Genomic DNA, 26,457 nt, shown 5'->3' with positions numbered 1-26,457 from the left:
GTCACTGAAATCATGATCGCACTCAAGCACTCTCGAAATCTGGTGATCCTGGCCGGCATGTTCTCCATGACGGGGGTGGCCATCGCCCAGACCTGCATCCAGCTGCCTGCCAACTGCCCAATCTCGAGCGGCTATGGCCCTCGTATCCATCCGGTTACGAAGGAGGCCACGCCAAAGATGCATGGGGGCGTTGATTTCGCATGTGCGATGTACACGCCGATCAAGGCAGCATCAGAAGGCACGGTCTCCGCAACCAAGTGGAGCAACGTCGGCGGAAACATGCTGTTCATCCAGAGTGGCGAATACCAGATGGGGTATCTCCACAACGAGCAGGTCATTGCGACGATGGGGAAGTCGGTACCGACAGGCGAGGTTGTGGCCAAGTCGGGAAATACCGGGGCCTCGACGGGCCCTCACCTGCACTTCCAGATCAAGACTGGTGGGAGGACCGTCGATCCGATGAGCATGTTCTGCACGAAACCCCCTCTGAAGGGCGGAATTCTGCAAGGTGAAAGCGGGCCGCAGCAGTCCGAGCCGGATGTCGGTGAGAGCATGCCCGTGGGTTCGTCCACCGAGCAGTTGCCGGTGATGAACGACTACCTCGATTCGAACATGAGCTACCGCGAACAGATCGCCAATGACATCGGCGCTCGCACCTTCAACCCTGACTACCAGAGACAGCTTGCCTCCCTATCGGGCGTGAAGCTCTATGCGGAACTGGCATACATGAACGCGATTCGCCTGCGAATGCGTCACGAGGCGGCAGCCATCAACGAGCGCGTCCTTGCCACGAACGCGATGCTGCATGTGCTGATGACGGAGAAAGCACTTCGTCCTCAAGTCGACGCGCAGCGTGCAATTTCCTCGGTTGCACCCAAGTAGCCTTGACAACTGACCCCAAATTTCTGGAGCCGACATGAACAACGATTTCGACGACTTTCAGCCCCCACCAAACGACCCCTTCAACTCCGGCGATTTCGACGAAGGATTCGACGAACCCGATCAAGCCAATCGCGCTGCGAACTCACAAGAGCCACCTGCGGCCGGTGGCGGTGGTGCCGGCGGCGGCGGGGCCGGAGACGATGGCGCATCGGGTGAAGACGGGGCAGATCCTGAAATGCCTCGTGGATCGAATCATGCCGACTCGGGCCCTGCCGAAAGCGTGGGCCCGAGAGTCATGCGGATCGGCGGCCCTCACGCGGATTTTGTGGACGTCGAGGCGAAGGTCCTTCCGGAACTGAACATGGAGGCCATTGAGCGCATCCTGCAGGAAGATGCCTTGCTGGGAGCCTCGCGCACGAACCTGATGTTCACTCACGGCCCCATGGACGCCTTGGCAACGCAGTTCAAAGAGCTTGTCAAGAACCAGTGCGGTCATGAAGGCGTGATCGAAGCTCTTCACCACCACCTCAACGCAGCGTTTCATGACGCCGTTCAAGAGAATTGGACGGTACTCTACAAGCCTGACGGTACGCCGCTGAACGCTAAAACAGCAGCCGGACTCGAGGCTCGGAAAACTACTCTCGAAGACGCAAACAAACATTTCGCGACGAATTCTGGCCATCTGATCTCGGCACTTGATGATGCCGGCTACCCAGCATCGGAGCTGGCCAAGCTGGTTCACACGAACATGAAGGCTCGCGTGATGCAGATGAACACCCTTCTTGAAACGAAAGTTGAAAGATTTACTCTGGCCGACAGTGTGATCATGGGTGCGCAAAACCTCTATGCCAAGACCATGAAGAATGGGGATTACGCAGGGGATGTCCGTGCTCACAACAACCGACGCATGAACGAGACCCTCCTCAAGCTCAAGGATGTTGGCGCCGAGCTGCGATTCAATGCAGGAAACGTCGATTGGGAGCGTACCCATGGCAAGGCCTGTCAGCAGGCCGCATCGAAACTGTTTTCGGACCTGGCGCAGGCCACCCGCGGCCGTGAGCATCTGATCAATGCGCGATCCCTCAAGGCGCGCATGGACGAAATTCGGCCTTCATTCGAGGAGTCGATCGATATGCTGGCGGATGAAGACATGAAGAAGCAAATGAAGAAGCTTGCAAAGGCCATGGCTGAAATGGTCGAGCGAATCGCCCAGATGATCAAGCGAGCACTCAACCGCTTCGAAAAGCCTTCAATGGCTTGATCGGCTACGGCCATCTTGCGTGCACATTTTCATATAAAATATCACTTACGTAACAGAGGCACAGACATGCAATTCGTCAAGTCCCAACAAGCTCTCGCATTTTCCCCAGTCGATGCAGTGACCCAGCAGGTCGCCGCATCCTTCGCAGACAAGTTTGCCGGTTGGTCGACTCGACTCAACGCCGCCAAAATTGAACTTCAATCCTTCCTGGAATCGAAGCTCAACGTCAAAGCGCGGGGTGTTGCATCACGTGACTCGATGCAGATGGCTTCATTCGGACTGGTGTTCGACGACAACCCGGGGGCAGGCTTCTTCCCTGCTCCGCGCGACCTGGCGGAAAGCGTTTCCCGTCAGGGTTTTCGCGGCTCCCTCTACTTCCCCGATATCTCGCACCCCATTGGCGCTGGCGTCATGAGTCGCCTCGGTGCCATCTCGAAGGCGGCAGCTGAACGGCCCATGCTCACCGGAATCAAGGGCCTGCGCTCGGCTGCCATTGACGGCGACCGGCTGGTCCTCAGCACCGCCAAAGTGCTTGGTGGCCAGGTGATTGTGTTGGCGGCAGCGAAGGCCGTGGGCCCCGACGCACCGCTGTCTGCGGCGAAGGTGGGGCAAGCGGCTTTGGCCGCGGACATGGAGCCCAACGCATTCCTGGATCGCGTGGCACAAGTCGCCAAATCCAAGGTGGTTGCCACCCCGAAGGCGAAGAGCCGAAAGCCTCACTAAGCGCAGGACTTTCCGACCCAAGAAAAAAGGACCGCTTCGGGTCCTTTTTTGTTTGCCATGCCTTCAACGTGGCTTTGGTTTCTTTTCAGAGGGTACGACCTTGGGGTGACCCGCGCTGACCTCCATCGAGATTGGCACATCCAGCAACTTGGACTGGAACTCAAGCCCCAGCTTCCCTCCGCTCAGTCTGCGCTCAGCTTCGTCGGATGCATCCCGAAACAACTGGATGCGGTGAATGTTCGTTTTTGGGCTGCTTAGCCTGCGATCGTCAGGTGACAGTTTGCCTGCTGCGATTGCGGCAATCTCTTCCGTCACTGCATTCGCCGTCGCGATCATCCCCAGGTGCATGGGAACTTCGAGCTCGGCTTTCTCTTGCGCGCGTTGAAGGCGCAGCCTCAATGTGGCCGCCGCATCATCGAACTCCTTCTGTGAGAGCTGCTTGCCCAGAGCAAGCCCCATCAATCTTCCGTCTTGACCGATCATGGCGATTCCTTACTTGAGCTGGCGCTTGGCCTTGAATTCGGCGATTGTTTCGGGGGTCATTTCAATTTTTGTGCCGTCTGGCGCCCGCGCCCGTCCATCAGCCAACACCTTGACGTTGCCTGCCATGGTGTCGACGTAAAAGGCATTGCGGAGATCTCGGTTTGCAGGGTCGCTCAAGCGCACGGGCTTTTTGCCTTTCACCTCATCGACCATTTCATCTACAAGCGTTCCGAGGGCCTGCTTGGCTGCGTCGCGAAAGACCGCGGTTCTTTGCGCGTCATGCAGCCGCTGCTGGAGCTTGTCGATCTCTCGGCGATGACTAGCGTCCGCATCGTCTATGGAATCCTGCATCGCTGTGATGAGGAGTGACTTGTTGCCCAACATCTGTGTACCTTTCCCTCTTCTAGCGGCTATGAGTGATCACGGTATCAGGCGCCTGCCGGTCGACGCGCCGACAGGGTTTGGCGGCGGATCGCAGCGATGCGCTCACGGCCGGTCTGCCTGGGCACGTCGGAGACCAGCTTCTGCAGGAGACCGATGGCCATTTCGACGTCGCGTTGATCCAGCACCGCAGGCAACTCCATGCGCCGAAGAGTGGACTCGACCAGGGCGCTTGCGCAAAGGGCACGGGCCTCTTCCTCGAGTTGTTCGGCCACGATGGGCGCCGAGTTGAAGGTCGCCCCCAATTCCTGGGCTGCTTTGATCAGGCCGGCGCGGCCTTCCGGCGACGCCAGATCGAAGTCGTTGACCTTCGAATCCATCAGATATTTTGCCAGAGGCACCGCCTGGTCGCAGTGAGCGTCAAATGCCGATTGACCGTGCTCAATCACGTATTCGTCGGGATCAACACCCGCAGGCATCGTGGCGATGGAGATCATGCCGCCATCAGGCATGGTAGGCGCTGCAGCCATGACGGAGCGCATACCGCCGGTCACCCCGGCCTTGTCTCCGTCCAGGCAGAAGACGATGTTCTTCGTGACGCTCCACAGCAGCTTAAAAGCGTTTTCGGTGGCCTGGGCACCCATGGCCGCCACAGCATTGTTCACGCCGGTCTGGTGGAGCATGGCAACGTCCATGTAGCCCTCGACAACGATGGCTCGCCCTGCGCGCGAGATCCCCCCGCTCGCCTCGTAGAGCCCGTAGAGAAGCTCCGATTTCTTGAAGTACGCCGTTTCCGGCGTGTTCATGTACTTTGGGCCGGTGGGCACGTAGTTGTCCGAGGGCACCAAGCGGCCGCCGAATCCAACGATTCGACCATTTTTTTCGCGAACAGGGAAAACGATTCGCCCGGCAAGCCAGCTTTTCTTCGAGTCCTCTTTCATCAGGCCCGCCTGCAGCGCCATATCCTGCTGCTTCGGCGTCAGATCCATGTACTCACGGCCCCAGCAGAAACCAATGCCGAAGCGTTCGATGGTGTCCTGATTCAAGCCCCGCGATTTCAGGTATTCAAGAGCGTTTTCCTTGCGCTGCAATTGCCCGGCATACAGATTGGCGGCTCGCGCAAGGATCGCCTCACCGTTGTCGAGGACCTTGTCTGTGTAGACGCCGAGCTGGCGCCCCAGGTCCTTCTTCGCATCCTCATACGACAAATTGTGGATGAAGGCGTGCATCTGGATCACGTTGCCCGACTCACCACACCCCTTGCAGTGGTAGACCCCCAACTCGGTGTTCACGTGCAGCGAGGCAGTTTTGTCGTCGTGCATGTTGCACTTCCCCACCAACTCACCCTTGCCGCCCTTCTTCAGCTCCATGATGGGCTCAAGGTACTTGTCAAGAGAGAGTTTCGATTTGATTCGATCAACGAGGTTGGGCCCCTTGCTGTATCGAGGGGCACTTCGTTCGGTGCCGCCTGAGGGGGTGTTCTGGGTGGGAAGCGGAGCGTTCATCGATGGGCCTCAAGGGGCTGTTTTCCAGCTGAAAAAGCTGTGTATGTGATACACTTTACGACAATTCTACCTCATCATCAACCCATGAACGAGCAGTTGAAAACCGATCCGGCGCGCCATGTTTGCGACAGCGTTCGCCAGTTCAACGCGGTCATCGCGCTCATTGTCAGCCCGGTGTGTCTCGATGCGGTACGCAATGGCGACGGCTCAACTGCCATCAATGGGCAACTCTTTGCCGCATCCTGGGAGGGGTGCGGCCCGTTTCGCGATCAGCTCCTCATGTGCCTCGCTCGCACAGTTCGTGACGAGTGGCGACGTGATGTGGCATCGATCATCGAAAACGAGCCGGCCGAATCGCAGGCGACGTCGATTGCACGGTCGCTTGACATTCGCCTGCGTACGGTTCTCGACTTTGCATTCCGATACCTGGGTCCCCGCCAGGTGTGCCTTGTCACCGACTGCCTGGTCATGTGCTTCGAGTCGGACATGAAGTCCTCTGAAATCGTCCACGAACTGGCCGTTTCGGCGGGGAAGAGTCCATATGCCAAAGATGAGCTTCTCCAGGCCACAGTCCTGGGTGGCAGCGGCATGTACCGCTACAAACCCGAGAGCCTCATCCTCTCTCGCCGAACCTGACCATTTCACTGAAGGACGCCATGAACGCCACGGACGCAGCCCAAGCAGCCTGGGAATCCCAGGACAAGAGCCACCTCAGTGAAACCCTGACCGCATTGAACCGGCTTCCCGAAGTTCTTCGGGGCACGATCCGGGATCATCTCGACGCACTGGTGGCTCATGACTTTGTGCTGAGTGTTGAGAAACACCTCGAGCTGGGAGAGCCGATGGGGCCGCGGGACATCAGCCGCCTCCTCAATTCGGCCAAGCTCGGCGCTATGTCCTACGCCAGCTACCTCGGCTTCATGCCATGGCATCTTGCGGAACGCAGCCCAGAGTTGATGGGGAAAATGACCAGGCTGTTCGAGGATGGACTCAACTGCGAAGGCGTGCATGAGGCGATCCGCTCCAGTGGCGCCATCAATCTGTTCGTCGCGGCGCGCGACAGCGATGACCGCTCCTCCTATCTTCGATCCGTCAAGGCGCTCATCGAGCGCCTTCCCGTGGCTACCCTGGTGCTGGACGAAGAGATGGTCTATCACTACGGCGCCAACATGAGCGAGGCATGCGCCGCCATCGGCATGCACCAGGGCCACGTCACCGTGGCCACGCGCAGCAACGTGGTCCACCTGTCGGACATGAGCATCCGCGGAATCAAGGGTGTTTTCCTCAACACCGAGGGCCGGCAGTTCAATCCTCGAGCAGACCGAGCTTCTGCCAACGATGCCAATCAGCCCCCTGCAATTGCTGCTCCTGCAGCGACTGCCCCTCCCGCTTCAACCAGCGACCGTCTTGCGACGATTCGAGCACGCCAAGCCGCGGCCCGCAAAGCTGCCTGATCAAAGTTGGCACTTCCGTGTTTATAGGATATCTTTTAGGCCAAGAATGAACATCAAATCCACCAACCTTGCTGACGGCTTCGGGCCGGTTTCGCTGACGCGTTTCGCCGCCAATCCGAGTTCGTCGCACATTTTTCGCGTCCAGCACGAATTGTTGGCGCGCATGATGGACTCGATCGTCTTCGAGTCGTATGCCAGCGGCAGCCGTGAGGAGTTGGCAGAGCGGGCTCTGGAGACGGCCAATTCGCTGACCGCCCTGCGCTCCATGGTGGAGACCCATCAAGTGCTGGAGTCCGGGCTGATGCACAAGGTCCTGGCCAGCGACCCCCGTCAGCGCCTGGCTGCTGAGCAATTCGAGCGTGAAGCCACCTCGGCCGTCACAGCGTTGGACAAACTTCTCATGACGTTCGGCTCTCCGAGCCAGATCCTGGCCCAGATGTCGGACTTCTCCGAGAGCGCTGGCGAGGTGTTCTCGCGCTTCAAGGAGCGGTTCAAGGCCGAAGAGCGCGACCTTTTCCCTGTTTTTGACCGCATGACGGCGGGCGCTGAGGTGCCGTATGAGCGTGAGGTCGATGACGTAGCCGGGGCTGCCGGAATCCGTGACACGTTGACCGCGAGCGCTCCCCAGCCGCATGTAGGGGGTCTCGATGACTCGGAATCGGCCGTCACTGCTGTCGAGCGCCTGCCCGTCCCAGACCAAATGGTGGATGCTCAAGCTCTGGCGGTTGAGTCGGCTGCAACTGACGACAGCGTGAAACCCGCTGAAATCTCCAATCCCGAGCCATCTGCCGACTTCACGCGGATTCAGCTGGGATTGGAACTCAATGAGGCTCCTGCGGCCCCAGGAATCGACTCGGCGACCCCTTCTTCAGGGGCGCCTTCAACACAGGCGCCGCTGATGGCTGCCGAGGCTTCTGATGCCTTGGTGGGCGCCGTTGCCCTGGGTGCACCCGGGCTCTCGGCGATCGACATCCCAGAACTTCAACTGGTTGAAGTTAATAGTGACTCTGATCACATCGAGCCAGATTCGGCGATCGCTGCCGAGTCCACGCGCGCTGATGGTGAATTCACTGGTCTTCGCCTGGTGGGCGAGAGCTGAGGCATGGACTACCGCTGGCATGAAGCTCAGGCTGCCCGTTTGGCTGCGGGAGAAAACCGCTGCGACGCCGCAGAAGAAGCTTACCGCCAGCTCCACGCGAGCCGCATGCGCATCGGGCTTTCACGCCTCGAGATCGGCTTCAACCTGTTGACCCTCAAGGATTCTGGCGCCTGGAGGGGGCGTACCGGGGCTTCCAGTTTTCACCGCTTCATGATCGAAGAAGGCCTGGAGCCCAAGGCGGCGGTTCAGTACATGAACGTGGCCAGGGCCTACCTTGTTGACCAGAACGTGGATCCCCGGCGCATAGCCATGGTGAGCATGCGGCTCTTGTCTGCATGCATTCCTCGCTTGAGCACGGACTCGGTCAACGAGATCGTCGATCTGCTGTCCTCGCTCCCCTCTGCCGAAGCCCGGCATGAAATTGAGGAGCGATTTCCCATCAAGTCGGTCAATGAGCCCGCCACGGCTCAATCGGGCCGACCACCGCTCTCGCGCGCTGCCAATCGAATCCTGGGTGAGCTCGACGGCATGAGTTTTGATGAACGGCGAGACCTTTACCGCGTGCTGCATCTGCCGCCCCAACCCCTGCCCCTGCAAATCGATGCTTGCGACCGTGAGAGGCCCGCTGCCAATGACGGTGCCGCCACGCATGCCCACGTAGGCTGAATCTGAATTTACTGGAGAACCACATGAACTCATCCGCCGAAAAATCCCAAGAGCGCACCGAATACCCGATCATTGCCACGCCGCCGGCCACTGGCAACATCGACATCGAGGCCCTGGACATCGATGGTGATTTCTCCGTGGTGGACGTCGAAACAACCGGCATCGATCCGGCGGTCGACAAGATCATCGAGATCGGCATCACGCGCCGGCGCGGGAACGTGTATGAGCGGTTCACCACGCTCATCAACCCGGGCTTTTCGATTCCCCCCACCTGCTCGGCAGTGACCCACCTGACCGATGAGGATGTGGCCAATGCGCCCACCCTCGAGCAGGTCACCCCACAAATTCAGGCCATGCTCGAGGGGTCCATTCCAGTGGCCCACAACGCAGGGTTCGATGCCCTCTTTGTGGATCCCATTATGGGCGTGGAGCCCGATGCAGAAAACTGGCTGTGCACGTTGCGCGGTGCGAAGCACCTGATGCCACTGGCGCCTGCTTTCGGCAACCAGGTACTGCGCTACTGGCTCAAGACAAAGCCTGAATCTGGCGGACTCGGCGCACACCGCGCCATGGATGACGTCCATGTGACCTTCGAAACACTGGGTCACGTTCTTCGCCTGGCGGCTGATCGCGGCCTGCGAAGCATTGCCGATGTCCGGGACTTCGTGCAAACGACCATCACCATCGATGTCATGCCCTTTGGGAAGCATGCGCACGAAAAGCTCATCGACATCCCCCTGAATTATTACGAGTGGGCCTTCAAGAACCTGAAGGATCTCGACCGAGATCTGAAGGTCAACATGGAGCGGACCTACGAAAAGCTCAAAGCGGGCACGCCTGCTTCTCCTGCCGCCGGCGCCGGGGATCCGAACGACGTCATCTGCCCTTTCAAGGCCCACCAAGGCAAGCCGCTGTCGCAGGTTCCCACCGATTACCTGAAGTGGATGACCGGCGCCGAATTCGTGCGCCCCCCGCTGCGCGATGCAGCTCTGAAAGTGATCGAGCAGCGATCCAAGCCGACGGCAACCAGCGCCGCGGGAAGTGCGCCGGCCGCCGCACCCGCGCCCGCTGCCGCGTCGAGATCGAGCAGCACCAGCGACGCCGTTCGACAGACTTTTGGCGCGTCGGCCAAACAGACCCCGGCTCCCCAGGTCGCGCCTGGTGCCACTCCAACGACTGCTGCAACTGCAGCACCCGATTCGCGCCAACGTCGAAGCTCGATGCTCTCCTCTGCGCAGGGTGTCATTGACCTCTTTGGCGGCGACGACATGCAGGAGCCCGCAAACGATGCACCCGGCGAATCAGCCGAGCAGCATGAAGAGGCGCCCGCACCGGCACCTCGGCGATCGCGCACGCGTCCATGAGACTCGCGCCCTCAAGGCGCTGACCGCATTTGCGCTGCCCCGCAGCTTTCTCCGAAAACACAACAGCCTTCATGCCCTCCTTCAATCGCCTGTTCATTGCCGAGAAGCCTTCTGCTGCGCGCACCCTTGCTGACTTCCTGGCCCGCTCTCAGGGCATCAAGGCCCAAGCATTCTCAACCCACATCGTCGTGGGCGAAGACGCACTGTGCTGGGAGCGCGGGCACTTGCTGGAGCTGGTCGACGCCGATCACTATGACCCGCGATTTGCGAAGTGGCGTTTCGATGATTTGCCCATCATTCCCAACGAGTTCATCCTCGCGCCCAAGCGCGACATGAAGGGCAACCGTGCAGGTGCCAATGCGCACATTGCCGCAATCGGGAAATTGCTGAAAGAGTGCCAGACGGTGGTTGGATTCGGTGACCCGGACGCTGAGGGACAGATGATTCAGGATGAGATCTTGATCTACCTGAAGAACCGAAAGCCGGTGATCCGTCTTTGGGCGAGCGCCCTGGATGATTCTTCGCTGACCAAGGCCTTGGCCGCGATGAAACCCAATGTGGAATACCTTGGCTGGTACGAGCAGGCGATGTGCCGTTCGCACTCCGACTGGCTCTACGGGATCAACATGACCCGGGCGTGCACCATCCACGCCCGCAATGCGGGCGCAACTTCACCCGTGTACATCGGCCGCGTGCAGACTCCAACGCTGGCTCTTGTCGTCAATCGAGAGCTGGAGATCCTGAACTTCAAGTCTGTGGACTATTTTGTGCCCCAGATCGCTCTTGCCACTGATCCGGGGTTCAAGGCGACCTGGATGCCGCGGGCCGATGCGAAGGGTGAGGTGATCGATCCCCGCGTCAATGACGAAAAGCTCCTGACCAACAAAGCGGATGCGGAAGCAATCATCGACCTGGTCAAGCGCACTGCGCAGGCCAGGGTCCTCGTTGCGAAGACTGAACCAGGAACGGAATCTGCGCCCCTGCCGTTTGCCCTATCCGGCCTGCAATCCCACTGCTCGAAACTCTACGGGCTGGGAGCAACGCAGACGCTGGAGGTGGTCCAGTCGCTGTACGAGAAGAAGTTGGCCAGCTACCCCCGGGTGGACACGGAATACCTCCCCGAAGATCAGCACGCGGATGCCCCAAAGATCATCGCATCGCTGGCCAAGGCCAGTCTGCCGGTCGCGATCGGCAACGCCCTGGTGGGCGCTCGGCCGTCCTTGAAAAGCCGGGCCTGGAACGACGCCAAGGTCACAGCCCACCACGCGATCGTTCCTACGATGCTGGACAACCCCGGCGAAATCGCGCGGCTCAGCGAGATCGAGCTCAAGGTCTACTGCGAGATCGTCAAGCGTTACGTGCTGCAGTTCTGGCCACAGGCCAAGTTCATGGCCACCGAGCTTGTCCTGGGCGTTGGCACCGGCGGGCAGATGGAAACGTTTGGCGCGAAAGGCCGTCGCTATGTCGATGACGGATGGCGCAAGGCGTTCTCCGATGCAAACTCGGCCGATGACGATGGAGCGGATGTAGCCGATCCAGTCGTGACCCTGCCACAGCTCACCAAAGACCAGACCATTCCAGTCTCTGGCGCCGGATTCGAGTCGAAGAAGACGAAGGCGAAGAAGCGCTTCACTGAAGGCACGCTGATATCGGCCATGAAGAACATCCACCAGTACGTCACCGACCCCGAAGTCCGAAAGGGACTGCGTGAAGGCTCGGGCATCGGCACGGAAGCCACGCGCGCGAAGATCATCGACACGTTGCTCGACGCCAAGCGCAACCTCATGCAGACGAAGGGCAAGGAGTTGATGCCCACGGAAAACGGCATGCGGATGATCCAGCTGCTCCCGCCTCACATCACCACGCCGGACATGACCGCGGTGTGGCAGCAGTTTGGAGCCGCCGTGCAGGCGCGCGAGACCACCTACCGCGACTTCATCGTGCGTCAGTCGTCATGGATCACGAAGCTGGTCAAAAGCTCTTCGGGCTTCTTCAATCCCAGCCAATTCCCGGTCGACCCCAAGAACCCCCCGCGCGCGGCCGCACAGGACACGGACCACGAGTGCTTTGGTCTCATCCCGACCGCGGGGTGCGGATCCAAGCTGCGGCTGATCTCCGGTCAGTACGGCCCGTTCTACAAGTGCACCAACGACAAGTGCGGCAAGACGTTCCGCCAGGTGGAAGGTGCGCCTCAGGAGAAGACGCCAGGCGGCGCACGCAACAGCAGTACCGACCTGGAGGCCTACAAAGGGCAGAAGTACAAATGCAAGCGCTGCGAACAAGGGTCCCTGCTGAAGAAGGCGCGCCGAGACAACACGGGCAGTTTCTGGGGATGCTCGCACTGGCGCGATGCAGATGGTGGTTGCAAGGCCGCCTACAACGATCATGAGGGAAAGCCTGACTTCGAAGGCGTCACCAAGAAGGGCGGCGGTGGTCGAGGCGCTGCAAACAGCGGCGGATTTGCACCAAAACCCGCAAACGCGTGACCACACAGCCATTCCCTGCTCGACAGGGAATTGAGAAACTGTGCGTAATGGATATACTTTACACCCTATGCGCAGAAGTTTTGCGCGGCTTTCAAGGAGACCAGCGTGGTCGCAGCAGACAAAAACGTCAAAAAACCAGGTGTCTTGAAGCGCTGGGCCTCGGGCTTCTGGAACCAGCAACGGGAAATGGCATACCCGACTCATCTGGCTGGCTTCAACAAAGAAGTGTTCCGCACCTACAAGGGGCTGCTGAGCGGAAACGTCGCGCCCAAGCGCGTCGAGACATTCGATGCCGCAGTCGCGCGCCAGGGGCTCACCGAGGAATTCCTCTCTTCCCAGCTCGAAAAGCTGAAGAACCTGCACGTGGCCATGTATGTGATTGGGGCGTTTGTCCTTGTCTACGCTGTGTGGCTTGCAATCACCTCTTCGCTTCTGTTCGGTGGTGTCAGCGCATTTTGGGCGGTTGGCATTTTCGTTCGTGGCTACCTCTACGGCTTTCGCGCCTGGCAGATCCAGAACCGCGACTTGATCCGTCTCCAAGACGGAATCCGTATTCGAGGCACCTACCTGGTGCTGTGAGTCACTGAGTTTTCCCTGCAGATCGATCCTAGCGGTACCACCCGTTGAGCTGGAGTCCAAAAATGACAAGCCCTTCCATCGCATTCGCCCGAAAGCGTCACCGAGTCAACGGCATCGGGGTTTTCCTGGTCCTCATGCTCTCGGCGGGCATTGCCATGGCGCAGGCGCAAATCCCGGTCAACCCATCCCTTGGTGACTTCATGCCCAAAGAGGGTGACATGAGCCTGTGGGTGCTCAAGGCAATCTTTGGCGACTGGAACGCGGACACACAAGTTCCGATGCTGGGCGCTGCGATGCAGCAGCTCAACATCTTCGCGCTAGCGTTCGGCACCCTGATGTTTACCTGGGTGTCAATCATTGGCACGCTGAACTCGGCTCAGGATGGCGAGGTGCTCGGTAGAAAGTGGAGCAGCACCTGGGTGCCGCTTCGATTCATCATGGGCACGGGCATGATGGTGCCGCTGTCAACGGGCTACTCGACAGCCCAGCACTTGATTCTTTGGCTGGCCATGGCTGGCAGCGGAGGCGGCTCCGCTGTTTGGGGCCATGCCATGAAGGGGTTCGCTGGATCCCAGGCGCAGACTGCAGTTGAAAGCGCTCTGCATCAGCAGAAAGTTGAGCACCTCCTCAAGGATGTCCTCCTTGCCGAAGTCTGCTTGGCCATCAAGACCGAGTCATCTCAGCAGGCGCACGGCATCACGGTGAAGCCATTGGCAGCGCCCGATGGCTCCACGTATCGAACGACTCTGCAGTACGGCCTACCGAACACCAGCGAAATGAACAACTGCGGGGAAGTCAACTCACTGCAGTATGTGAGGACCAGCAGATCATTCGCGGTGCAATCCGCTACCAGCGGAATCCTTGGAAGAAGTGATGCCATCGCTGGGGCCAGCTCAGGCGATGAGAAGGCCACTGCAGCGGCGATGAAAACGCTCATCGACCAGCAGACCCGGGCCATCACAATGGCATCCGAGGGTCCACTGCGTGAAGCCGCAGCCCAAATTGCTGCGAAAGCAGATGCGAACCAAAACCAGGTTGATCTGAACGACGTACAGCTCAAGGCCTTGGTGAAGAGCGCGATTGCCAAAGGTGTTCAGATTTACATGACGAACACCAAAGCCCCACTCGCAGCATCCGTGAACACCATCAAGGGCGACCTGGACTCGTTCATGGAAGACAGCCGCGAAGCTGGATGGATGATGGCTGGTCCTGCATTTTTCCAGATGGCAGCCATTCGCACCAAGATGAATGAAGTGGTCTCTCAGACGCCTGTGTATTCCTCCTCGCATCTTGGCGACATTGATGTTGCCGGGCTCACCACAAAGGACATGGTCACCGATCTCGACAGCATCAACGCCAGAATTGAGAATGGTTTCGCGGGAGACACGAGCGACTCGTTCAACCCGGGCGATTCACTCGCCAAATGGATTGGTGAGTTGGTTGCATTTGACCCAGGTAACTCTGACCATGCCATGGTTCAAATCAAGAACAAGGGCGATGCGATGATGGTGACAGCGCAGGGCATTGCGGTCCTTGTGTATGGAATCGACAAGGCTGCAAATGCAATTCCTGGCGTTGCAAAGATTGCCGCCAAAGTCGGGAGCCTGGGTGGATCGGCTCTTGGGGGTATCTTCTCCGAGCTCATGAAAGGTGCTGCCCCAGTCATCTATACGCTTGCCGGCGTTCTCTTCTTCGCTGGCATCATGATGTCGCTGATTCTTCCCACTCTCCCATTCCTGATGACCACCGGGGCCGTTCTGGGCTGGCTGATGGCCGTGTTCTCAGCGGTTGTCGCGGCACCCATCTGGCTTGCCGGTCACTTGAACCCCGATGGAGATGGCTTCGCTGGCCAGCGCGCGGCCGGCGGCTACATGATCCTGCTCGAAACGGCGACGCGTCCCATCTTCATCATCCTGGGCCTCATCGGTGCATTCCTGATTCTGGATCCGATGTGCAAATTCACCGCGATTGCGTTTTCGGCGACGATCAACTCAGTCCAGGCCAACTCGACGACTGGCCTGGCTTCCATCGCCGTTTTGGTCTGCCTCTATGTGGTCATGATCTGGACGGTGGTTCGCACGAGCTTGACTTTGGTCTATGACCTTGCACAGAAGGTCTACACCTGGATCGGCGGTCAGTTCGCGGGTTACGAGAAAGCGCAAGAGTTTGCTCAAGGTGCACAACAGGCCAATTCCTCCTCCGCACGCGTGCTGACCGAAGTGAAAGCGGGCCTGTCTGCCACCATGCTGCGCCGGGATGGCGGAAAAGGCGGTGGCGGCTCGAAAGAGTAAGGCCAACGCAAAAACGAAAGGGCAGGAGGTGCAAACCCCTGCCCTTTTTCCATTCTGAGAATGCGTCCAGCGCAGCCCCAAGAGCCTGCATCGAACGCCATGCCTAAAATGGCCGCTGCGCAAAGGCGCTCAACTACACAAGGATTGAATTCGAAATGGCAACTACCAAGAAGACCGCAGCCGCAAAACCTTCCCCGGTGAAGAAGGCTGCTCCAGTGAAGAAGTCCGCTCCGGTGAAGAAGGCGACTTCTGTCAAGGTGGCTCCTGTGAAAGCAGCGCCCGTGAAATCGGCCGCGGCAAAGCCTGCGCTGAACGTTTTGCCCGCAGCACTGAAGCCCATCAAGACTGCGCTCTCGAAGACTGCTCTGCAAGTCCACCTGGCTGAGCTCACCGGTGTTGATGCCAAGGCCGTGAAAGCCGTGCTGGCCGGCCTGGAGCTGACGGTGCTCGCTTCCGTGAACAAGAAGGGCCTGGGGGAATTCACCCTTCCTGGCTTGCTGAAGGTCACCTCCCTGGCCATCCCGGCAAAGAAGAAGCGCCGCGGCATCGACCCCTTCACCAAGGTGGAGCGCGAATTCGCTGCCAAGCCGGCCACCGTGCGCATCAAGGTGCGCTCGCTGAAGAAGCTGAAAGACGCCGCGCTGTAATCGCGCGCGACTGGCGCGCTTTGCGCCATCATCATGAAGCCCCGAGCAGCGCAAATCTGCCGGGGCTTTTCAGTTTCGGATTCATGGGCCTCCTCGATGGAGGGCAGTGCTCACGGTAGGCTTGCCGACCACTTGTTCCTGTGCTCAAAAACAAGGCAATCTAGCGCCGGCTCAAGCGGGCCGTGCCTCAAGGGGATTCGCCCCAAAGGAATCCCCAACGTTATCCACAGAAACACGGGGAATGTGGCTCCGGCTTCCCGGTCGACGCGCTATACGACCTTCCCGTCATCCCCCAAGCGATCAGCCCTGGGGCCGGCTGATGGCGTTTCAGTGTGAACTGTGCCAGCCAGCTTGGGAGCGAGCGATTCTTCTTCGATGACCTTGTAGAGCGCTTTTCGCGCCAGGTGCTGAAGTATGAAGTTGCTCACGCCGCGCATGCGTGCACCCTGACCACGGTGCGCGAGGTACCAGTGGCCATCGTGCCCCTCACGATCGAGGAGATCGTAGTTCTCGCCGCGGCGACCGATCACGTGTCCGGCGGGCAAGTTGCCAAGCCAGTAGGCAAGCATCAACGGGGTACGGCCCACAAGATCGCGTGGATCGGGAACGTTCAAAAGCGACCCCACCAATGCGCTGGTCTCGGCCTCGTGCTCCGACATGGTTTCCAACAACGGGCGCAGCTCATCCCAGAGACCGGGAATCTCTTCGTCGGGAGCTTGTATGTTGGGCATGGGCGGATGTGATGCCTGCCGCAGCTTCGCCCAGAGCGCCGGCGCCAAAACAGACGTGGCACGAGCGCAGAGTTTGACTGCTTCAGAAATGCACATTTTCGCACTCAAGCCGATCAACTGATCCGCGCTTCTTTCGGTGGATATCCGACTTTGCATTTGATGCGTAACTGATATACTCCGCACATATTGTGTTCTGACGCCTTCCAGTTGACGCCTCATCGAGGCGTTTTGAAACTGCATCAAGCTGCGTAAAGGATATCACCTTTACACATCAACAAGACCTGGCCTGCAACCGGTGGCACATCGGAAGCGGCAAATCAATCTGGAGCCCCCATGGCAAAGAAATCGTCCGCCCCCTCCGACCTGGCTTCCAGCCCCTTCGTCAACTGGTCTTCCGACGAATGCCGCCAGCATCTGTTGTTTGACATTGCCCGGAGGTTCAAGGGAATCGATCCGGCTGTTGACGCCAAGATCGACGCTCACGCTGAGCGCATCTCCGGCAAGGCGGGCATCAAGATGATCCCAGGCACCTTCAAGGGCGAGCCGAAGGTCCCCTTCTACCTTGAAGGCGAGCCGGGCGTGGGTAAAACCACGCTGATTCGCGCAGCCATCAAAGAGTTCTGCGAAGTCGCTGAACTGAACTTCGTGGAAAACCCCACGGATGGCCACCAGTTCACGCCCAAGGACTTCTACTACTTCACCGTCAACCTCTCAGGCAAAAACTCCCCAATGGATATCGGCGGCCTGCCATCCAAGGGTGAGTACACGCCGGGCATGGGCGCGATCTCGCGTAGCAACAACGCCGGCGACTGGCTCTTGGCCGAAGTCGCCAGCCGTGCGCGCGGAATGTCTGCGTTGGCAAAAGTTGCCTCGGCAGAGCCGACCGAATACATGAAGGGGTCCCTGCGCGCTGTTGACCTGGTCCTCAAGGGCGAGCCGGCGCAACTGGACCTGCTCGTCAACACCCTGATTCGCCAGGTGATCGAAGACGCCAAAAAGATTGGCGGCGGCGTGTCCATGCTGCGCGATGGTGACGAAGCGGTGGACGGCCGCCTGCAGATCCAGGTCAAGAAGGGCACCAATGCCATTCGCCTGACGACGTACGCTCCTGTGAAGGCCGACGCATCGGTGGAGTACGTCGCCGAGATGCTGCCCAACCGTCGCTTTGCGATGGCCACGAAGACCCCGTTTTCTCTCGTGAACTTCGATGACGTGGCCAACGCCTCGGAATCGGTGCGCAACGTTCTGCTGGAGGTGGCCCAGAGCAACCGCTATTCGGGCGTGATGGACATCGGCAATGCCATGGTCACCTTCACCGGCAACATGGGCTCGGAAGACAACACCAACACCCAATCCGAGCAATCGGATGCCGAGGTGACCCGTGTGTTCAAGGTCCGAGTGCGCGACACACCGCGTGACTGGGCTCAACGCGTGGCTTCCAAGTACGCCGAGACCGGCGACGCGCTTTTCAGCGCCTTCATCGGCAAGTACGGCAACGAGGATGGCATCTTCCGCGAACCCGTGGGCGACGGCCGCAGCGCTCGAGGCATTCCGAAGCCGAACTCCCGTTCGCTCGAAAACGCCATGGCCAAAGTGCTGCCCTACTTCGTCATGGCGCGCGAGTCCAATGCCAGCCCCACCATCTTTGCCGAGGAAATCGGCCACGTTGTCAAGGGCACTGCCGGCGGCGTGCTTGCAGAGCGTTACGTGGGTTTCATGCGAGCGATGTTGACCGATGCCATCCCCTTGGCTGACGAACTCATGGCCACCGGCGACCTCAACCAGGTCAAGTTCGACGCCAACATCGGCAACGAGACCAAAGCATCCGAGCAGGACTTCTCCTTCCGTTTTGGTGCGGCGCTGGCCGACTCGTTCTTCGAGCGCATCTCCCTGTCACCCGCAGCCCTCGAGGCCAAGGGGAAGAGCGAAGCCGCCTACGAGGCGCACCTGCGTGAATCCACCGATCGCCTGTGCACGGGATTGGCCAACCTCGCCGCGGGCAACATGAACTACACGTTGTCCCGTGTGATGACTCGAATGGGTGCCATCAACACGCTGGGTTCGTACGACGGCATCGAGGTCAAGCTCAACCGTGGCGTCGTAGAGGCCCTGGCGCTGGGCTTTGCCGACTCCACTGGCCGTGGCATCTGGAACAACCCCGACCAGGCCCGAGACGACTTCGTCGCCATGGTGGTCGGCAACCGTGATGACATGCCGTCTCTGAACAAGAAGGCAAAGGCCAAGGCCTGATCGGAGCGCACATGAGTACCGCCCGACCTCGTTCCAGGAAAACCGGCCGAGACTGGTTTTCTGAAGGACAGCTTGACCTGTTCGACATCGCCAACGGTGATGACGATTCCGCTGCCGAGGACGTCCTCAGCAGGGCAGACCACGTGATGGCACGAATGCGCGACGTGGTCCACAGTGTGACGGCCACGAACCCACACTTGGGCCATATAGCCGCCAACTCCGATGAGGTGTCCACGGCCATGTACCTGCGCGCGGGTGGCATGGACCTCGCCTCGGTCAAGGACTATGTGGAGAGCTCCAGCGAAAACGCCAAGGCTGTCATGGCCATGGTCGCGATCGCTGACGCATCCGAAGAGGCCACTCTTGCCTACAAGGATGCAGCGAAGAATCTGGGCGAGAACTTCGCCATCGCTCGGATCCTGGGCGACGAAGATTTCAGCATGGCACCGGACGTTGCCAGCGAGCCATCTGCACCTGCACAGGCGAAACGGCGCGGCCGACCACGCAAGGCCGATGCAGCCGCAACGCCGTCGGAAGAAGCTGCTGAGTCCGGCGACATCGATCCGCCGGATGAAGTTGTCGAAGGCTATGTCGACGACGAAGGCGAGTCGGCCGCCGACAATGAAGAGGCCGGCCGTGCCCCCGTCAGCGAGAGCGAAGCAGAAGAACGCGCAGCCAAGGCTGACAAGGCTGCACACGTTGCAGCGATGCAGGCGCTCCTGAACCGTTTGCGTGGCGACCGCTTTGCACCTCCCAGTGTCGAGCAAGAGGCCAACCTCGGCCGTCGAATCCAAGCTGGTGACGAAGCCGCCCGAAATGAACTCGTGGAGCGAAACACGCGCCTGCTGGTTCGCATTGCCGCGCGGTACCGTAAGACAGGTCGCTCCCTCGATGACCTGTTTCAGTTCGGCTCCTTCGGACTGATCCGGGCAGCCGAGCTTTTCGATCCCTCCAAGGGTTTCCGCTTCTCGACCTACGCCGATGCCTGGATTCGCCAGTCGATCAGTCGGCACCTGTCAGCAGATGAGCTGGTTCGCACACCCACCTACCTTCGTGATCGCGAAGTTTCCATCCGGAAATCGGCCCGCGAGGCGCGTGCGGCGGGCAAGGTGGACGAGGCCGATGATCTCGATGCCGAGGCCGACGTGATGATGTCGCAACGCCCGACGGCGGCGAGTTTCACCAGTGCGAACCAGCAGGTCAGCGCTGATGATGACCGTACGTTGATGGACTTGCTCGAATCCGAAGAAGTGGGCGTCGACCAGGCTCTGGAAGCCAAGAAGCTGGTGACCTGGCTGCTGCGCGCATCCAACGGTACCGAGAACGAGCTCCACGGTGAGATCTTCCAGATGCGCGTTGGGCTGCATCCGGACTACGAGAACGAACCGCTCTCGCTTGGCGAGATCGGCGAAATCGTCAAGCTCTCACGAGAACGGGTGCGCCAGATCTTCGAGAAGGCATTGAAGGAAATTTCGCGTGACGTGATACGCTGGGCCAAGGGTGAAGAAAACCTCCCGGACAACTTCTTCCCGCTGCTGAGAAACGCCTACATCCGGCCTGGATGAAAGCCAGCAATCGCAGCGAATCGCTGCACCATGAATGCCCTCGAAAGAGGGCTTTCCAGTTTTTGCCTCACCAAGAGTCCATGCCATGACAAAGCCGGCCCCAGAAAAGCTACCTTCGTTGCCCCCCGATCCTGTGGAGGCCAGCTCGGGCCGCGTGGGTGTTACCGCATGGGTCGACAAGGACGGCTGGATCGAGCGCAAGACCCCGGTGCCCGGTCACCCACTCAGCTTCTTCGTTGTCCTCTCTCTCGATCGCGGCGCCGGTGAAGCGCCGGCCGAATTCGACCTCAACAGCATGACGGTTGAGGACATCGAGAGCCTGTCGGCATCTCTTTCGCAAGTAGCCGCCCAGCTGCGGCGCCCAGCATAACTTCATTCAAGGATCTCATGATGTCAGCGCTCAATGGCGGGATTCTCATTCAGCCCACGACCCAGGATACGGTTCAAATCCTTCTCCAGGATGGCACGCGAGTTGATCTGCCACCTCTTGGAAGCGTGCTGCTCAAGGATGGCCATCTGGTCATGCAAACCGGGGGGATGGCGACTGGTGTGATTGCCCCTGGCGCCTGGAACAGAGTCGAGTCAGTGCCTCGCCCATCACCAACGCCGGAGGCGCGCCGCCCCCTGCGCCCTTAATCGGACAGATTTCTCATCTTCTGGCTTCTTGATTTATGCGTATAGCATATTCTTTACCCATAAGAATCAATCTGCCATAACCGAACGATCCAATCGATCAAAGATTCAAGGACTTTCTCATGACGCATGCCGCCACCCTCCAGAACTCCACGAACACAAGGCTTTTCCCATCCCAACGCAATGGTGGCATCGACCTCCCCCGCGACATCCACCTGACGGAGTCCGATCTGACGCTGCGCGTTGATGACATGGTTGACAAGGCGATTACGGAAAGCGATGTCCTCACCATGCGACGCATTGCGCTGTTTCAAGAGGCCGACATCAAGGTTGGAAATGGGCGCGTGAGCATCGCTTTCGTTGACGATGCCAGACAAATCGACGCCATGCGCTGGTTGCTCAACGAGTTCAAAGACCTGTTCGTTGGCGCGCGCCTGGTCGCAAAGCACTTGAACTCGCCACCGAGGGATCTTGCCGACAACGCGTGCCAGAGAGCCATCGATCGTCTTGGCGTGAGAATGACCCGACCGATCAAGATTCAGCGTTCATCCATCTCGCTTTTTCATGCCGAGGTGGTGATCCGGTTCGAATTCAGCGGTGAGTCATTTGCATTGGCCACTTCGCGCCTCAAGGCCCACGTTCGCCAGCGGGCCCGTGAACGGTTCTGGGGCACCACCAAAGCGAGCGCGTCGCAAGAAGTCAAGGTCCGCAACTTCCTCTCTGAAGTCATCGACAAGGGCATCAAGCAGCGTCTTTCTGAATCGTCCACTCATGCGACCCCACCCTCGCCTCCCCTCTCATCCCAGCTCGCGATTTCCCCATCGCCTATTGCGCCTTCCGCGGCCGGGGTCGAACTCAAAACAGCATGTGTTGCCGAGCATGCGCGCGGACTATTGCCAACTGAGCCCGCCGTCAACAACACTCACGCTTTGCCAGAAGACATTTCCGAATCGCTGGCGAAGCGGGTGGAGTTGCTTCGGCGGCGCACTGGCGCCGCCGAAGCGCCGTTGAGCCTGTCTCAACATGGGTCCGTCAGCACATCTCTCACTGAGGCCATTGCTGATGGCGACCCCCTGGACATTGCCGCCCTTTGTGTGATCCTCTATGACGCTGGCCTTAGCGTGCGAATGGATCGCCTTGTTCGCACCCCGTTCGATGGCAATCTGCCGGTGCTTTCAAGGCCTGCGGTGGACACTCCTCCCGCAGTTCAAAAGCCTCCTGAATCTCCGCAGGTGCCCCCTGATTCATCACCTCGCTTCCATGAGAGCGATTTGCTAACGACAGAAGAGCTTTCAGCACGAATCAGGTACGACGCTGGCACGATTCGCGAACGCCTGAAAGACTCAGTTCTTTTGAAGGACGTGCACTACATTCGGCCGTTCGGTGGTCGAAAAATCCTCTACAAATGGGGGCCTATCGCCAGAGATATGGGGCTCACCACGCCATCCGCAGGGTCTGCCGAAGGGAGCCTGCAATGAGCAGCCTTCCTATGCCCAGCCACTATGGGTCCAAATTCGACTGGGCTGCGGACTTCGTCCGTGACCATGGCATGACATTGCCCCCAGACACCCCCGAGCTCCGGTCACTGCGCAACTGGTTCTGCTTCAAGCTCAATCAGTTCAAAAAAGGCACGCTTGGGGAGTCGAACATCGCCCAGTTGGCTCGCTACGGACTGGACTTCTCCCGGTATGAGGCAACGAACACCGGCAAAGGTCACCGCAGCCCGGATGCCGATCTGATCGACGCCCTTCGCGCCTGGCACCAACTCACCGGCGGATACGACCTGAGCAACAGTTCGCCCGATGAACTCATCGAGTTCCAGCGCCTTCTGCAAGACACGTTTTCAGTCCGCGGCTACACCGAGCGAGCTCGCAAGATCGAGGCGTCACTTGAGGATTTTCGAATTCCCCTGTGGCGACACGCCGGACAAGATCCTGTCGACGCGGAAGAGGCCAGGTGGTGGAAGATGGCCGACTACTACGTCACCTCGACCAAGAAAACGCCTGCGTACCTGGGTGTTGTTCACCCAGAAGCGGAAGCACTCGCGGCCGATTGGGCGGTGGAGCAGATTGGCAGAGCGCCCAGGCTCACGAGGATGCAGCGTGGCTTTATGAGGGGCCAAGGCCTGATGATCGACACGACTATGCGCAGGGTCAACAAGCGCCGCGAAGCCGATCGACAGGTGCGCGCCGGCGTGAGTCTGGATCAGCCCATCTACGGCCTCAAGGATCGTCGGCTGGACAGCTTCCTTGGGATCTGCATGTACTTTCGCATGCTGCTCACAAGCTCATCAGACAAAGAGATCATGTCTGCATTTGGCATCGATCCTGAGGGCCTGCTGTTCCTTCGCAAAAACGTCGATCCCATTTGTCAAGGGTTCACCGTCAATACGATGACTGACGTGCGCAAGCTCTATCCGCAGTTCGGCGAGCAGTTGCTCACCTACGACCATCCTGGGTGTTTGGAGACCCGCGATAGCGCGCGACCGGCAATGCTTCGACCGATTCACATCGATGTGCTGCGCGCCATCAAGCAAGCGCTTTCGTTCAGTCGCGCCCATTTCATCAGGCAAGACATCGCGATCTATTGACGGATTCAGGAGCCACGATTTCCAGACGACTCCTTTCCTCGGTACCATCACACAGCCCAAAGTCTCCCCGAACTGAAATGAAGAAGCCCCTATCGACAGTGCTCGCGACCATTTTTCTGTGGACTTCATTGAGTGCCAGCGCCTCCTCAGGCCCACTTGCTGATCCATTTGGCATCGATCTCACTTCCCGCGACTCATGCGCACGCATGGATGCCAAGCTGAAATCTCTTGGCGCCAAGTTGGAAGTTGACAGATCGCTCTCTGACCAAGCCGGGGGTGAACCCTCTGCAATGCTTTTCAAGCGCTTTACCAATGTGGACGCGGCATTTCCTGGTGCGGCCGTGATCACAATCGGATGCGAGTTTGGGCGCATCCGTCGGCTTGGAATCCATGATGCGGACCCAAAGGCAGACTTGAGCGCCGTGAACGAGACTTTTGTGTCTTTGAATCGGAAATACTCGCACTTGCAGACAAGCGCCATCAAAGATGGCGTTGTCCATGCTTTCAAGGCTCAGGGTTCGACCATTGATCTGACCTTTCATGCGAAAAAGGGAAAGTTCACCGTGATCTACCTTGTGGATGTACCGTATTCTGCAGATCACGATGAACGAAAAGAGCGTGAGCAGAAAGAACGGGCCTTGAGGCAAATGGCCCTCTGAATCACCTCTGAGCCTCGTCGCCTCGGTCCATCGGAGATTGAACCCATGAAAATCAGCTCGATCGCACTCGTTTTGTGCAGTGGGTACCTTGGCACTGCGCATGCACAGTCAACTCCCGACCGGTTCCCCATTCAAGTCGCTGAGACACGCATCGACGACGGATCAGTGCGCACGGTTTTGTTTTTCTCAGACAGCGCGTCATTCCTCAAATACTGCCCCAAAGGCCGGGCGGGATTCATCCAGTTTTCTGGCCGGCAGACAAATGCAACCGGCTGCTGGATGAGCCCAGGTCCCGACGGGCATCCCGCCCAGGTGCTGTTTCGCTACTTCGACATCAAGGCAGGTGGGACACGTGAATTCCTGGTCGATCCGGCGCTCATCAAGGACCGGATGTATGAGTGGCGCACTGAACGCGTCTTGCCTTAGTCGCTCGACGTGAAAACCCGAATGCAAGGTTGCTCATCAAAAGAACTGGCAGACGTTTGCATATCAATTCTCGACTGCAAGTAGTGTGATGGGCCGATAAAGTAGTCAAACACCACTTCGGGGGCCCCATGCGAAAGCTCTATCTCGCCATTGCATTGTCTGCACTGACCGGCTGCGCCTCTATGCTCGAGGGCGACGTTGTGTACTACCTCGACTCGCAGCCCATCAAAAACCAGTGCTTCTCCAAGGCTTGCCGATCTCTGGACAACTACACAGCAGCGGCATACGCACGTGCCCGGAGCGGTCAGATGTCTTGGGTATCCCTGGTTGATGGTTACTACCGTTTGCGGGATCAGTTGTACCGCGGCAGGGGTGACACGCCGTTCACAGCGGAAATCCGTTCATATCAACGTGCACTTGCCGAGCAAATTGATTTTGGCAAGCTCACCGAGACTCAATGGGTCTACTTGCAACAACGGCGAATCAACGAACTCAATTCGCGGCAGGCACTCATCGAGAGCGCCCAGCCCAGAGAGACATCTTGCATTTCCCACAACACCGGAACGCCTTCGATGCCCAGCTTCCATACCGTCTGCAAATGAACCATGCAGCGGCATGTCGCCGGAGTTAAGTCCTGTGGGTGATCGCTGAGGTTCGCGGACTGCCTTACGCCCGCACCACAGGCATGTCTTCCCACTTGGTGGTGTACGCAGGCGTTCGCCTCTCCTGCTTCATGGTCCATTTCCGGGGCTTGGCTCCCAAGGTTCCCGTTCCCAGCTGCAGTGTCCCGCGGCCGTACCGATCGTTGACCCTGTCCAGCGCCTCCATCAACCTGGGCCTGGCCGCCGGCGTTGGGTCATCCGCCCCGAGGTCCAGCTCGAACTGCTCACGCGCACCAGGCGCAATGTCCATGAGCATGACGCCTGCCTTGGCGTAGTCGAACCCCGGGCGAAAGATCGCCGTCAGACCCATCAGGGCGGCCGCCACGATCGCGCCGGTGTCGGATGAAGGGGTCCGCATAGGGATCGTCACCGAACGGCTGTATTGGGGCGTTTTCCGAAAAGGGCTCGTGCGGATGAACACCAGCACCTGGCCAGCCACGCCTTCCTGGTCCCGGAGCTTCTTGCTGGCGCGCGAGGCGAAGTCGGTCACCGCCTCCTGGATCTCGACCACATCCCTAACCGGGGCACCGAATGACCTGGTGCATGCGATCTCCTTCTTGTCCGGGGCGACGTCCTCGATGTCCATGCACGACTCCCCCTGCAGCTCACGCACGGTGCGCTCGAAGACGACGCTCCATCCGTTGCGCGCGGCCGCGGGGCTCATGCGCTTGAGATCCAGGGCGGTGTGCACGCCTTGGTCGTTGAGCTGCTTGGAAATGCGCCGGCCGACACCCCAGACGTCGGCCACATCCGTGGCCGCCAAAAGCTCATCGAGCTGGGAGGGAGAGAGCCTGGTGAGGTCGCAGACCTGGGCGTGCTCCACGGGGTAGGACCCGGGCTTGCGATCGGCCTGCTTTGCGATGTGGTTGGCCAGCTTCGCGAGGCTCTTGGTTGAGGCGATGCCAATGCAGCAAGGCATGCCCACCCACTGCAGGATCCGCGCGCGCATGGAGTGCGCACGCTCAACCAGGTCCCCGCGGATTCCATCGAGCCGGATGAAGCTCTCGTCGATTAAGAGGTACCATGGCCAGTGTTGCATTTCAATTAGAGGGAAAGCTCTGTACGTAGAGGTATCCCCAACCGTTATCTCCAGTGCTCGTCCGTACTCAAGCAGTTCCTG

Annotated in this window: 25 protein-coding genes; 20 read left to right on the top strand and 5 right to left on the bottom strand. The window is 59.3% G+C overall.

Annotation, left to right across the window (positions count from 1 at the left end; all coding sequences use genetic code 11):
• Positions 1–12: 12 nt before the first annotated feature.
• The 3 genes from FFS09_RS23115 to FFS09_RS23105 all read left to right on the top strand — a co-directional run bounded on the left by FFS09_RS23115 (position 13) and on the right by FFS09_RS23105 (position 2,866).
• Positions 13–882 (top strand): M23 family metallopeptidase, encoded by an 870-nt coding sequence (locus FFS09_RS23115; RefSeq protein WP_171020152.1) that lies wholly within the window; start codon positions 13–15, stop codon positions 880–882.
• 34 nt (positions 883–916) lie between these two features.
• Complete coding sequence (locus FFS09_RS23110) at positions 917–2,143, top strand: hypothetical protein (protein WP_137921293.1); 1,227 nt, start codon at positions 917–919, stop codon at positions 2,141–2,143.
• Between the two features lie 66 nt (positions 2,144–2,209).
• The gene (locus FFS09_RS23105) at positions 2,210–2,866 is read left to right on the top strand and encodes a hypothetical protein (protein WP_137921292.1); all 657 of its coding nucleotides are present in this window, start codon (positions 2,210–2,212) and stop codon (positions 2,864–2,866) included.
• A gap of 63 nt (positions 2,867–2,929) precedes the next feature.
• Here FFS09_RS23105 and FFS09_RS23100 read toward each other — a convergent pair whose 3' ends face one another.
• Genes FFS09_RS23100 through dnaG form a run of 3 tightly spaced genes read right to left on the bottom strand, consistent with a single transcriptional unit; the run spans position 2,930 to position 5,235 of the window.
• On the bottom strand, positions 2,930–3,349 hold the full coding sequence (locus tag FFS09_RS23100) for a hypothetical protein (protein WP_137921291.1): 420 nt from the start codon (positions 3,347–3,349) through the stop codon (positions 2,930–2,932).
• Positions 3,350–3,358: 9 nt separating this feature from the next.
• The gene (locus FFS09_RS23095; RefSeq protein WP_137921290.1) at positions 3,359–3,733 is read right to left on the bottom strand and encodes a hypothetical protein; all 375 of its coding nucleotides are present in this window, start codon (positions 3,731–3,733) and stop codon (positions 3,359–3,361) included.
• A 44-nt stretch (positions 3,734–3,777) separates the two neighbouring features.
• Complete coding sequence (gene dnaG, locus FFS09_RS23090) at positions 3,778–5,235, bottom strand: DNA primase (RefSeq protein WP_137921289.1); 1,458 nt, start codon at positions 5,233–5,235, stop codon at positions 3,778–3,780.
• An 84-nt stretch (positions 5,236–5,319) separates the two neighbouring features.
• Here dnaG and FFS09_RS23085 point away from each other — a divergent pair, with 84 nt between their 5' ends.
• From FFS09_RS23085 to FFS09_RS23045, 9 genes are all read left to right on the top strand, one after another.
• Positions 5,320–5,871 carry a hypothetical protein gene (locus FFS09_RS23085; protein ID WP_137921288.1) on the top strand — a complete coding sequence of 184 codons (552 nt, stop codon included), beginning with the start codon at positions 5,320–5,322 and terminating at the stop codon, positions 5,869–5,871.
• 20 nt (positions 5,872–5,891) lie between these two features.
• Positions 5,892–6,689 carry a hypothetical protein gene (locus tag FFS09_RS23080; protein WP_137921287.1) on the top strand — a complete coding sequence of 266 codons (798 nt, stop codon included), beginning with the start codon at positions 5,892–5,894 and terminating at the stop codon, positions 6,687–6,689.
• A gap of 46 nt (positions 6,690–6,735) precedes the next feature.
• Complete coding sequence (locus FFS09_RS23075) at positions 6,736–7,788, top strand: hypothetical protein (RefSeq protein ID WP_137921286.1); 1,053 nt, start codon at positions 6,736–6,738, stop codon at positions 7,786–7,788.
• A 3-nt stretch (positions 7,789–7,791) separates the two neighbouring features.
• Positions 7,792–8,454: a hypothetical protein gene (locus tag FFS09_RS23070; protein ID WP_137921285.1), complete on the top strand. Its 663-nt coding sequence runs from the start codon at positions 7,792–7,794 to the stop codon at positions 8,452–8,454.
• A 23-nt stretch (positions 8,455–8,477) separates the two neighbouring features.
• The gene (locus FFS09_RS23065) at positions 8,478–9,818 is read left to right on the top strand and encodes an exonuclease domain-containing protein (RefSeq protein ID WP_137921284.1); all 1,341 of its coding nucleotides are present in this window, start codon (positions 8,478–8,480) and stop codon (positions 9,816–9,818) included.
• Between the two features lie 71 nt (positions 9,819–9,889).
• Positions 9,890–12,304 carry a DNA topoisomerase III gene (topB, locus tag FFS09_RS23060; RefSeq protein ID WP_137921283.1) on the top strand — a complete coding sequence of 805 codons (2,415 nt, stop codon included), beginning with the start codon at positions 9,890–9,892 and terminating at the stop codon, positions 12,302–12,304.
• 105 nt (positions 12,305–12,409) lie between these two features.
• Positions 12,410–12,883, top strand: a complete 474-nt coding sequence (locus FFS09_RS23055) for a hypothetical protein (RefSeq protein WP_137921282.1) — start codon at positions 12,410–12,412, stop codon at positions 12,881–12,883.
• Between the two features lie 62 nt (positions 12,884–12,945).
• Complete coding sequence (locus FFS09_RS23050) at positions 12,946–15,174, top strand: DotA/TraY family protein (protein ID WP_137921281.1); 2,229 nt, start codon at positions 12,946–12,948, stop codon at positions 15,172–15,174.
• Positions 15,175–15,329: 155 nt separating this feature from the next.
• Positions 15,330–15,821 carry an HU family DNA-binding protein gene (locus FFS09_RS23045; protein WP_137921280.1) on the top strand — a complete coding sequence of 164 codons (492 nt, stop codon included), beginning with the start codon at positions 15,330–15,332 and terminating at the stop codon, positions 15,819–15,821.
• A 269-nt stretch (positions 15,822–16,090) separates the two neighbouring features.
• Here FFS09_RS23045 and FFS09_RS23040 read toward each other — a convergent pair whose 3' ends face one another.
• Entirely contained in the window at positions 16,091–16,552 is a 462-nt protein-coding gene (locus FFS09_RS23040) for a hypothetical protein (RefSeq protein ID WP_171020151.1), read from the bottom strand.
• Between the two features lie 333 nt (positions 16,553–16,885).
• On the opposite strand from FFS09_RS23040, the gene FFS09_RS23035 reads away from it, so the two are divergent.
• The 8 genes from FFS09_RS23035 to FFS09_RS23000 all read left to right on the top strand — a co-directional run bounded on the left by FFS09_RS23035 (position 16,886) and on the right by FFS09_RS23000 (position 25,277).
• Positions 16,886–18,802 carry a P-loop NTPase family protein gene (locus tag FFS09_RS23035; RefSeq protein WP_137921278.1) on the top strand — a complete coding sequence of 639 codons (1,917 nt, stop codon included), beginning with the start codon at positions 16,886–16,888 and terminating at the stop codon, positions 18,800–18,802.
• 11 nt (positions 18,803–18,813) lie between these two features.
• The gene (locus FFS09_RS23030) at positions 18,814–20,367 is read left to right on the top strand and encodes a sigma-70 family RNA polymerase sigma factor (protein ID WP_137921277.1); all 1,554 of its coding nucleotides are present in this window, start codon (positions 18,814–18,816) and stop codon (positions 20,365–20,367) included.
• 85 nt (positions 20,368–20,452) lie between these two features.
• Positions 20,453–20,737: a hypothetical protein gene (locus FFS09_RS23025; RefSeq protein ID WP_137921276.1), complete on the top strand. Its 285-nt coding sequence runs from the start codon at positions 20,453–20,455 to the stop codon at positions 20,735–20,737.
• A 1,495-nt stretch (positions 20,738–22,232) separates the two neighbouring features.
• Positions 22,233–22,478: a hypothetical protein gene (locus FFS09_RS23020; protein WP_137921310.1), complete on the top strand. Its 246-nt coding sequence runs from the start codon at positions 22,233–22,235 to the stop codon at positions 22,476–22,478.
• Complete coding sequence (locus FFS09_RS23015) at positions 22,475–23,590, top strand: hypothetical protein (protein ID WP_137921275.1); 1,116 nt, start codon at positions 22,475–22,477, stop codon at positions 23,588–23,590. The genes FFS09_RS23020 and FFS09_RS23015 overlap by 4 nt, the downstream gene beginning before the upstream one ends.
• Before the next feature lie 77 nt (positions 23,591–23,667).
• Entirely contained in the window at positions 23,668–24,249 is a 582-nt protein-coding gene (locus tag FFS09_RS23010; protein ID WP_137921274.1) for a hypothetical protein, read from the top strand.
• A gap of 45 nt (positions 24,250–24,294) precedes the next feature.
• Positions 24,295–24,675, top strand: coding sequence for a hypothetical protein (locus tag FFS09_RS23005; RefSeq protein ID WP_137921273.1), 381 nt, complete (start codon positions 24,295–24,297; stop codon positions 24,673–24,675).
• Between the two features lie 128 nt (positions 24,676–24,803).
• Positions 24,804–25,277 carry a hypothetical protein gene (locus FFS09_RS23000; protein ID WP_137921272.1) on the top strand — a complete coding sequence of 158 codons (474 nt, stop codon included), beginning with the start codon at positions 24,804–24,806 and terminating at the stop codon, positions 25,275–25,277.
• 64 nt (positions 25,278–25,341) lie between these two features.
• Here the strand turns inward: FFS09_RS23000 and FFS09_RS22995 are convergent.
• Positions 25,342–26,457, bottom strand: a 1,116-nt coding sequence (locus tag FFS09_RS22995) for a DinB/UmuC family translesion DNA polymerase (RefSeq protein WP_137921271.1), incomplete at its 5' end; no start/stop codon positions are given.

It is taken from the genome of Hydrogenophaga sp. 2FB, from assembly GCF_005503365.1.
Lineage (GTDB): Bacteria > Pseudomonadota > Gammaproteobacteria > Burkholderiales > Burkholderiaceae_C > Hydrogenophaga.
Note: the sequence above shows the minus strand (reverse complement) of the source record. Positions and strands in the feature narration are given on the sequence as shown.